Origin of the sequence: Rhodopseudomonas telluris (genome assembly GCF_042432815.1) — a bacterium.
GTDB classification, from domain to species: domain Bacteria; phylum Pseudomonadota; class Alphaproteobacteria; order Rhizobiales; family Xanthobacteraceae; genus Rhodopseudomonas; species Rhodopseudomonas telluris.
The window spans coordinates 134,887-143,531 of sequence record NZ_JBHLWM010000006.1 but is presented as its reverse complement, the minus strand read 5'-3'; the positions used below and the strand labels follow the sequence as shown (position 1 = coordinate 143,531).

At 65.3% G+C, this 8,645-nt stretch carries 8 protein-coding genes and 1 tRNA gene; 6 read left to right on the top strand and 3 right to left on the bottom strand.

From position 1 onward, the window contains the following. Positions 1-317: 317 nt before the first annotated feature. On the bottom strand, positions 318-1,079 hold the full coding sequence (locus ACFFJ6_RS17270) for a crotonase/enoyl-CoA hydratase family protein (protein ID WP_378390014.1): 762 nt from the start codon (positions 1,077-1,079) through the stop codon (positions 318-320). Between the two features lie 206 nt (positions 1,080-1,285). Then, positions 1,286-3,067, bottom strand: a complete 1,782-nt coding sequence (locus ACFFJ6_RS17265; RefSeq protein ID WP_378390012.1) for an acyl-CoA dehydrogenase family protein — start codon at positions 3,065-3,067, stop codon at positions 1,286-1,288. Between the two features lie 202 nt (positions 3,068-3,269). On the opposite strand from ACFFJ6_RS17265, the gene ACFFJ6_RS17260 reads away from it, so the two are divergent. Together ACFFJ6_RS17260 and ACFFJ6_RS17255 are read left to right on the top strand one after the other, a co-directional pair. Beyond that, a tRNA-Gln gene (locus ACFFJ6_RS17260) sits at positions 3,270-3,344 on the top strand. A 217-nt stretch (positions 3,345-3,561) separates the two neighbouring features. Next, positions 3,562-3,786, top strand: coding sequence for a hypothetical protein (locus ACFFJ6_RS17255; RefSeq protein WP_378390010.1), 225 nt, complete (start codon positions 3,562-3,564; stop codon positions 3,784-3,786). Positions 3,787-3,855: 69 nt separating this feature from the next. On the opposite strand, the gene ACFFJ6_RS17250 is transcribed toward ACFFJ6_RS17255, so the two are convergent. Next, positions 3,856-4,992, bottom strand: a complete 1,137-nt coding sequence (locus ACFFJ6_RS17250; protein WP_378390008.1) for an HD domain-containing phosphohydrolase — start codon at positions 4,990-4,992, stop codon at positions 3,856-3,858. Positions 4,993-5,379: 387 nt separating this feature from the next. On the opposite strand from ACFFJ6_RS17250, the gene ACFFJ6_RS17240 reads away from it, so the two are divergent. From ACFFJ6_RS17240 to ACFFJ6_RS17225, 4 genes are read left to right on the top strand one after another with little or no spacing between them, the layout of a single operon-like run. Then, entirely contained in the window at positions 5,380-5,703 is a 324-nt protein-coding gene (locus ACFFJ6_RS17240) for an STAS domain-containing protein (protein WP_378390004.1), read from the top strand. Next, a complete protein-coding gene (locus tag ACFFJ6_RS17235; protein ID WP_378390002.1) occupies positions 5,703-6,068 on the top strand; it encodes a response regulator in 366 nt (121 codons plus the stop codon). Before ACFFJ6_RS17240 ends, ACFFJ6_RS17235 begins: the two co-directional genes overlap by 1 nt. After that, positions 6,065-8,143 carry a chemotaxis protein CheA gene (locus ACFFJ6_RS17230; protein WP_378389999.1) on the top strand — a complete coding sequence of 693 codons (2,079 nt, stop codon included), beginning with the start codon at positions 6,065-6,067 and terminating at the stop codon, positions 8,141-8,143. The genes ACFFJ6_RS17235 and ACFFJ6_RS17230 overlap by 4 nt, the downstream gene beginning before the upstream one ends. After that, complete coding sequence (locus tag ACFFJ6_RS17225; RefSeq protein WP_378389997.1) at positions 8,143-8,610, top strand: chemotaxis protein CheW; 468 nt, start codon at positions 8,143-8,145, stop codon at positions 8,608-8,610. Before ACFFJ6_RS17230 ends, ACFFJ6_RS17225 begins: the two co-directional genes overlap by 1 nt. Positions 8,611-8,645 lie beyond the last annotated feature (35 nt).

Below are 8,645 nucleotides of genomic sequence, written 5' to 3'. Positions count from 1 at the left end.
TCCGAACAGGCGTCGACTATGTCTCCGGGCTGAACACTTGTCCCGGCCATCCACGTCTTTCCTGCATTTCCGTCTGCAAGTCGTGGATGCCCGGTACAAGGCCGCGCATGACGGTTTGTACGAAGTGGCCGCGAGACTCCGTGGCCAGCGCCCCGAATAGGTCCCGCCCCCTTTCGAGTTCGGGGTCGGCTGGTTCTTGGCTTCGGGCTTGATCATGCAAGCGTGGGGGTAGGGCAAAGCTACGCGGTTAGTTGCAGGGTGCGTCGGCAGACTTCAAGCACCTGACTGAGGTGAGATGCCGCGCTGGCATTGCTTCCTCAGCCCCGCTTCCGCTGAAAGAACCTCTGAAACGCGCTCACCGCTTCTTCCGACTTCATCCGCTCGCCGAACAGATGACTTTCCTGGTCGATGCGGCGGACGATTTCGTCGGACGGCGGGCGCAGCAGTTTGCGGGAGAGGGCGACGGCTTCGGCCGGCAGGGCGCAGAGTTCGCGGGCGGCCTTGCGGGCTTCTTCCTCGGTGTGGCCGGGCGCCACGACGGCGTTGACGAAGCCGGCTTCGCGGGCCTGTTCGGCGCTCACCTTGTGGCCCATCACCAGCATGCCGAAGGCGCGCTGGTGGCCCATGGTGCGCGGCGCCAGCAGGCTGGAGGCGCCTTCCGGCACCAGGCCGAGCTGGATGAAGGGAGTCGAGAACGTCGCGGTGGTCGAGGCCAGCACGTAGTCGCAGTGAAACAGCAGCGTGGTGCCGATGCCGATCGCGATGCCGTCGACCGCCGCGATGATCGGCTTCACGTTGTGCGCCAGCGAGTAGAGAAACTTGGTGGCGTTGCTGGCACGCGGAGCGCCGCTGGTGTCGGTGCCGGCTTTGAGGAAATCGTCGAGGTCGTTGCCGGCGGTGAACACGCCGGAGCCGCCGGTGATGATCAGGCAACGGATTTTGGGATTGTTCTGCGCGGTGTCGATCGCGTCGCTCATCGCGCGATACATGTCCTGCGTCAGCGCGTTCTTCTTCTCTGGCCGGCGCATGGTGATGACGCGCGTGGCGTCCTCATCGGTGACGATCAGATGCTCCGTCATGGACTTTCCCCCAACCCGGTTCGCTTGCGGCCGGACAGACGGCCGCATTTGCGAACAGTGTACACTATCACTTGCGGGGTCAGAACGGGGTTCGACGAAAGACTCCGATTTTCAACCGGTTACGGCGAGGGGGAGCGTCGGGACGCTCGGCCCCCGGGGTTGCCCCAAGTTTGCCTCAACGATTTTGGGTGTCGAATGCGGCCCGCTCAGGCGGTCAGCACCGCGTCGGCCCCCTGTAGACCGGTGGCGGCATCGACCACGTTACGCTCCAGCGCGCCGGCCTGCACCGCGACGTTTTCGGCGAAGAACCGCGCCAGCGTGACGTAACGCGCCGGCTCGGCGACGCCGTCGAGATTGCGCGCCGCCAACGCCTCGGCCGCGAGCGAGCAGCCGCCGAGCGTCGCGCCGAACAGCCGCAGATACGGTGTTGCGCCGGCGAGCGCATCGTTGGTCGAGCTGCCGAGCTTCTCGAGCAGATACTTGCTGGTCCGGGTCAGTGCATCGAGCGCGTCGCGCAGCCGCGGGCCGGTGGCGCCGAACGCCGGGTCATTGCTGGCTTCGACGTCCTTGATGATGCCGTCGAGTTCGCCGAGCAGCGCCCACACCGACTCGCCGCTGTTGGCGCCGAGCTTGCGGGTGACGAGATCGATGGCTTGGATGCCGTTGGTGCCTTCGTAGATCGGCGCGATGCGGGCGTCGCGATAATGCTGCGCGGCGCCGGTTTCCTCGATGAAGCCCATGCCGCCATGGATCTGCACGCCGAGCGAGGCGACCTCGGTGCCGATGTCGGTGGAGAACGCCTTGGCAATCGGCGTCAGCAGCGCGGCGCGCGCGGTCGCGGCGGCGCGGACTTTCGGATCGCTGCTGCGCGCGGCGATATCCAGCGCGACCGCGGTCGCGTAGCAGATCGTCCGCGCGGCACCGGTCAGTGCCCGCATCGTCAGCAGCATGCGCTTGACGTCGGGATGCTTGATGATCGGATCGGAGCCGGTGCCCGTGCTGCCGATCGCGCGGCCCTGTTTGCGCTCCTGCGCATAGGCCAGCGCTTGCTGATAGGCGCGGTCGGCGATGCCGACGCCTTCGAGGCCGACACCCAAGCGAGCATGATTCATCATCGTGAACATGCACTGCATGCCGCGGTTTTCCTCGCCGATCAGGTAGCCGATCGCGCCGCCCTGATCGCCCATCTGCATCGTGCAGGTCGGCGAAGCGTGGATGCCGAGCTTGTGCTCGACGCCGCTCGGGAAGATGTCGTTGCGCGCGCCCAGCGTGCCGTCGGCGTTGACGAGGAATTTCGGGACCAGGAACAGCGAGATGCCCTTGGTGCCGGCGGGCGCATCGGGCAATCGGGCGAGCACGAAATGCACGATGTTGTCGGTCATGTCGTGGTCGCCGTAGGTGATGAAGATCTTGCTGCCGAAGATCTTGTAGGTGCCGTCCGCCGCGCGCTCGGCGCGGGTGCGCAGCGCGCCGACGTCGGAGCCGGCCTGCGGCTCGGTGAGCTGCATCGTGCCGGTCCATTCGCCCGACACCAGCTTGCCGAGATAGATGGTCTTCAGTTCGTCGCTGCCATGGGTGTGCAGCGCGTCGATCGCCGACAGCGTCAGCAGCGGGCACAGCCCGAACGCCATGTTGGACGAGGCCCAGAGTTCGGTGCAGACCGCGTTGAGCGCGGCCGGCAGGCCCTGGCCGCCGAATTCCTCGGGCCCGGACACGGCGTTCCAGCCTGCCGCGACCCAGCGCTGATAGGCATCCGGCCAGCCCGGCGCGGTGGTGACCTTGTTGTGCTTGAGCTCGATGCCGTGCTTGTCGCCGACCCGGTTCAGCGGCGCCAGGATGTCGCCGGCGAACTTGCCGGCCTCTTCCAGCACCTGCGCGGTGATCTCGCTGTCGTAGTCGCCGAGATGCCCGGCCGCCACCGCGGCCTGCAGGCCCGCGCCGTGGTTGAGGGAGAGCAGGATGTCGTCGATCGGAGCGCGATAGGTCATGTGAAGATCCCGGCTGTCGGAGAACTGGCCCGCCTTCTTCCATGAATTCAGGTCACTCTCAACCTTTCGTCACGCCGTACCGCCGAGCCGATTTTCGCGGTTCCAGGACCGGCCTGGGCGGTTGAAAACCGGCGGCCGTCTCTATAGACCGACGGAGCCGGAAACTTGATCCGCGCCGCCTCATTCGGGCGCGGCCGGGCGATGGGGCGTAGCCAAGCGGTAAGGCAGGGGATTTTGATTCCCCCATGCGGAGGTTCGATCCCTCCCGCCCCAGCCAATATTTTCAGGAAGTTGCGGCCCGTCTGGAGCCGTCCGGCCATCTGCGATCCCTTCGGCGTGAAGAATCCCCACGGCCGCCCGGCGATGGCGGCGGTCTGCCTGCGGCTATCCGTCAGGAACCGACCGGGGCCGCCGATGTTGCCGCGACGAGGCCATGCGGTTCTGTGCACACGAGCGACAGGCCGAAGGCTTGCAAGGCAATCAGGAGTGTGAGGATGACGGACCAAGACCCGGCGCGGAGCCGCCACGACGCGGACGAGAATGGCCTTCCTGAAGACCGCGCCGCCGCCGAGGCGGCAACGTCCGCGAAGCCTGACGCCAAGCAAGACCGCAATCCCGCCGGTCCTCACAGCAAGCCCGAACTGACGGATGAGAGCAAGACGCCGGGCACGGGCATGCTGTCGGACCCCGGCGATTCCAACGAGGCGCCGAGCGGCTGATCGACGCGCCGCGTCTGAAACCGCGCGACGATTTAAAAAAGGCCGGGGCGCGTCCCGGCCTTTTGTTTTTTATGCCGCTGGCTGATCGCTCAGGATGGCAGCAGCGACGGCTGCCTGCGGAGCTTCCATGGTTATATGGGGCTGCAGGGCCGGCGCGTCGTTGGCGATCGGCAGGCTTTGCGCGGTCGCAATCGTCAGCACCTCCGGCCAGCGCGCGAGGAACGCATCGACACAAGCCTGATCGAAGTGGCGACCCTTGCCGTCTTCGAGTTGCTGCCGTGCGATTGGTAGCGGGAAGGCTTCCTTGTAGGGACGCTTCGTCGTCAGCGCGTCGAACACGTCGGCGACGGCGACGATCCGCGCGGCGATCGGAATCGCGTCGCCCTTCAGGCGGTGCGGGTAGCCGGCGCCGTCCCAGCGCTCGTGGTGAGCGATCGCGATGTCGGCGGCCAGCTGAATCAGTTCGCACCGGCTGCCGGCGAGGATGGTGCCTCCGACCGTCGTATGCGTTCGCATCACGGCGATCTCTTCGGGAGTCAGCCCGCCGGGCTTCAGCAGGATATGGTCCGGCGTCGCAACCTTGCCGACGTCGTGCAGCGGGGCGGCCAGATAGATGTCGCGGCACAGCCGTTGCGGCAGGCCGAGCTGCTCGGCGATCAGCCGGCTGTATTTGGCGACGCGCAGCGTGTGGTCGCCGGTGTCGTTGTCGCGATACTCGACCGAGAGCGCGAGCCGCAGGATGATCTCTTCCTCGCGCTCCTGAAGCTGCCGGGTCGCTTCCGCCACCTCCCAAGCCAGATGTGCGGCGCGGTCGTTGAGCTTTCGGATCGCCAGGCCGAGCTTGACGAGATTGCGGAGCCGAACCTGCGTCTCAAGACTCTTCTGCTGCTTCGACAGGAAGTCCGTGGCGCCCGCGTCCAGGGCACGGAGCCGGACGTCGTCGCTTTCGATCGACGTGATCATCACGATCGGAAGGTCGGAAAAATGCGGAAGCGCGCGAAGCTCGCGGATCAGGCTGATGCCGTCGAGATGCGGCATCTCGTAATCGACCAGCGCGAGAGCGATGTCGGTGTGTCGCGCGGCCGCCAGTGCCTGAAGGGGGTCGGTAAAGGTGATCGCGTCGACGTCGCCGGCCGCTTCGATCTGGCGCTTCATGTACTCCAAGGCTGAGCGGCTGTCGTCGACAAGAAGCGCCTGGATAAGCATCTCGGCTGGTCCTCGTATTTATACTGGCGCTGATAAGCGGCAGTCGCGAGAAGACTAGCGGTCCGAAGTTTAACGTCTACTGAAGTATCTGGCCGATTCGGCGTGCCGATCGTGCGGTTGATCGGGTCTACGTAAATGTACGTAGCGCAGATTGCGTGTGGCGAATAATGCCTGCGCGGCAGGCGATAGTTCGATTTGTGGCCGAGGGCGTCGCTGCGGGGCGCGGTCCCGATAAGTAATAATCGACACTACGCGAGAGGCCCAACTTTAAATCCTCCACGTATAAATTCTTAATATCTCATCGGCACACTGTGGGCATTGAGCGACTGCGCGGCGATTGCATCACCAATTGTCCCCGCGCAGGTCGCTGGTTGATTGGGGCCTGCAATGACGCACGATCCTGCCGGGGCGAAGAATTCGCTGCGGCTTCCTTCCGACTTCAGCATCAGCTCAATCCGGGGAATCTACGAGGCGGTTCGCGAAGCCTTCAGCCGGCAAGGCCGGTTGGAGATCGACTGCTCCAGCGTGGACAAAGCGGACGTCACCTCGGTCCAGCTTCTGCTCTCGACCGCCAAGACCGGCGAGGCCCAGGGCAGGCCGGTCGTGCTGACCGAGCTGTCTCAGCCGCTTCGCAACACCATCCGCCGCGCCGGCTTTTCCAGCGACGCGATGATCGATCAGCATTTCCCGCAGAAGAAAGGTGGCTCGTAATGGCCACGATTCTCACCGTCGATGACTCCCCCAGCATTCGCCAGATGATCAAAGTGACGCTGGAGCCAGCCGGGCACAGCGTTCTGGAAGCCGGCGATGGCGCGCAGGGGCTCGCCAAGGCGCAGTCGACCAAGGTGGACCTGGTCATCACCGACCTCAACATGCCGGTGATGAACGGGCTGGAGCTGATCAAGGCACTGCGCAAGGTGCCGACGCTGCTCGGGCTTCCGATCGTGTTCCTGACCACGGAGTCCAACGACGCCGTGAAGCAGGAAGCCAAGAGCTGCGGGGCCACGGGCTGGATCACCAAGCCGTTCAAACCGGAGCAGCTGGTGTCGGTCGTCAGCAGGCTGGTGCGCTCATGACGACGATCGATCCGGCAGCAGTCTTTCGCCAAGAAGCCGCCGAGCTGTTCGAAGTGCTCGAAGCCGCACTGCTCGACCTCGGCCAGGATCCCGACGATCGCGAACTGATCGACGCCGCGTTTCGCGCCCTGCATACCATCAAGGGCTCGGGCGCGATGTTCGGCTTCGACAAGGTGGCGACCTTCACCCACGAATTCGAAACCGCTTTCGAGCGCGTCCGCAAAGGCGAGATCAAGCCGACCCAGGATCTGATCTCGGTGGCGCTGGCCGCCAAGGATTTCATCCGCGCGCTGATCGAAACCCCGGACGATGCGGATTCGATTATCGGCGACTCGATCCTGGCCGATCTCACCCGCTTCGTGCCGCCGGGCGAAGCTGCCGCGCCTGTCGCGGCTGCTGCAGCTCCCTCGGCTGCTCCGGCCTCGGCGCCGACCGAAGACCGCCCGATCGGCTGGCGACTGCGTCTCGACTTCGACCAGCACATTCTCCGCAACGGCTCCAATCCGCTCGATCTGCTCGAGGACCTCGCCAAGCTCGGCCCCTGCTTCGTGGTGCCGCTGACCGACGACGTTCCGTACATCGACGAGATGGAGCCGGAAGAGTGTTATCTGAAGTGGGACGTCGCGCTGCATTCCGACTGTGACAAAGCGGCGATCGACGACGTCTTCATGTTCGTCATCGACGAAATGAAGCTCACGCTGGAGCCTCTGTTGCAGCAGCATCGGTCGCCGGCTCCGTTCGAAGACATGCTTCTCGAGGAGACGCTGCCCGAGGTCGCGGCGCCCGAGGTGTCGATCGTGCCGCCGGCCGAACCCGTCGTTGCAGCCGAACAGCCTGCCGCGTCCGCGCCGAAGCCGGAGCGGCGCAGCGCCGAGCCGCGCCGCGCCGATGATCGTGGCATTGCCACCGTCCGCGTCCAGGCCGAACGGCTCGACGAGTTGATGGACCGCGTCGGCGAACTGGTGATCGCGCAGGCGCGGCTGAGCCAGCTCGCTGCCTCCGGATCCGACCTGTCGATCAAGATGATCGCCGAGGAAATCGAGCGGCTCGCCTCCAGCCTGCGCGACACCACGATGGGTGCCCGCATGGTGCCGATCGGCTCTCTGTTCGGCCGCTTCCGCCGCCTGATCCACGATCTGTCGCGCGATCTCGGCAAGCCGGTCGAGTTCGTCACCACCGGCGAAGACACCGAACTCGACAAGACCATGATCGAGTGCTTGGCCGATCCGCTGGTCCACCTGATCCGCAACTCGATCGACCACGGCATCGAAGCTCCGTCCGCCCGCGCGGCGGCTGGCAAGCCAGAGCAGGGCCGCATCGAGCTCGCAGCAGTGCATGCCGGCGCGCAGGTGCTGGTGACCGTGAAGGACAACGGCGGCGGCCTCAACACCGCGCGCATCCGCGCCAAGGCCGAGGAGCAGGGGCTGATCGCGCCCGGCGCGACGCTGTCCGATCACGAGATCCATCAGTTCCTGTTTCATCCGGGCTTTTCGACCGCGCAGACGATCTCGGCGCTGTCCGGCCGCGGTGTGGGCATGGACGTCGTCAAGCGCACCATCGAGAACATGCGCGGCTCGATCGATCTGTCGACCGTGCCGGGGCAGGGCACCACGGTGACGCTGCGCCTGCCGCTGACGCTGGCGATCATCGAAGGGCTGCTGATCCGTGTCGGCGACCAGCGCTACATCATCCCGCTGTCGGCCGTCGAAGAATGCGTCGAACTCACCGCCGAAGACGAGCGCTCGCGTGGCCGCAACTTCCTCAACGTCCGCGGCAATCTCGTGCCGTTCATGCGGCTCCGGGACGTGTTCGAATCCAGCGGCCAGCCGGACGAGCACCAGAAGACGATCATCATCTCGACCGGTGAGACCCGCGTCGGCTTGGTGGCCGACCAGATCATCGGCAACCACCAGACCGTGATCAAGTCGCTGTCGAAGCTGCATTCCAACGTCACGATCTTCTCCGGCGCCACCATCCTCGGCGACGGCACGGCGGCGCTGATCCTCGATGTCGTCCAGCTCGTCGCGCTGGCCCAGGCCCACACGGAGAAGCAGCAAATGAGCGAGGCGGCGTGATGAGCAGGGATCAAGTTCAAGACGCGACTCACAGCGCCGACGCGATCCAGGTGGTGATGATCGGGCTCGGCGACGAGAAGTTCGCGCTCGACGCCGGAGCCGTGCGGGAGATCATCGATCCCATTCCGGCCACCAAGGTGGCTGGTGCCAAGTCGTTCGTGCCGGGCGTCATCAACGTCCGCGGCAACGTCATCCCTTACGCGGATCTGCGCATCCGCTTCGGCATGCCGGCGGCGCAAGAGACGGTCGATACGCGGATCGTGGTGCTCGAAGTCTGCATCGACAACGATCCGGTGCTGGTCGGCGTCACCGCCGACAAAGTCTACGAGGTCACCGAGATTTCCAAGGTCGACGTCCAGCAGACACCGCGCGTCGGCATGCATTGGAAGCCCGACTACATCCGCTTCATCACCAAGTGGCGCGAGGAATTCGTGATCGTGCCGAACATGGAACGGATCCTGAATTGAGCAAGCGCGCGATGACGACGGCGCGCGGATGCGCC

Bases quoted from the DNA above. Each gene is read 5' to 3' on its own strand.
- ACFFJ6_RS17225 (WP_378389997.1), top strand. From the start codon at position 8,143: ATGAGCAGGGATCAAGTTCAAGACGCGACTCACAGCGCCGACGCGATC.
- ACFFJ6_RS17250 (WP_378390008.1), bottom strand. From the start codon at position 4,992: ATGCTTATCCAGGCGCTTCTTGTCGACGACAGCCGCTCAGCCTTGGAG.
- ACFFJ6_RS17255 (WP_378390010.1), top strand. From the start codon at position 3,562: ATGACGGACCAAGACCCGGCGCGGAGCCGCCACGACGCGGACGAGAAT.
- ACFFJ6_RS17265 (WP_378390012.1), bottom strand. From the start codon at position 3,067: ATGACCTATCGCGCTCCGATCGACGACATCCTGCTCTCCCTCAACCAC.
- ACFFJ6_RS17235 (WP_378390002.1), top strand. From the start codon at position 5,703: ATGGCCACGATTCTCACCGTCGATGACTCCCCCAGCATTCGCCAGATG.
- ACFFJ6_RS17230 (WP_378389999.1), top strand. From the start codon at position 6,065: ATGACGACGATCGATCCGGCAGCAGTCTTTCGCCAAGAAGCCGCCGAG.
- ACFFJ6_RS17270 (WP_378390014.1), bottom strand. From the start codon at position 1,079: ATGACGGAGCATCTGATCGTCACCGATGAGGACGCCACGCGCGTCATC.
- ACFFJ6_RS17240 (WP_378390004.1), top strand. From the start codon at position 5,380: ATGACGCACGATCCTGCCGGGGCGAAGAATTCGCTGCGGCTTCCTTCC.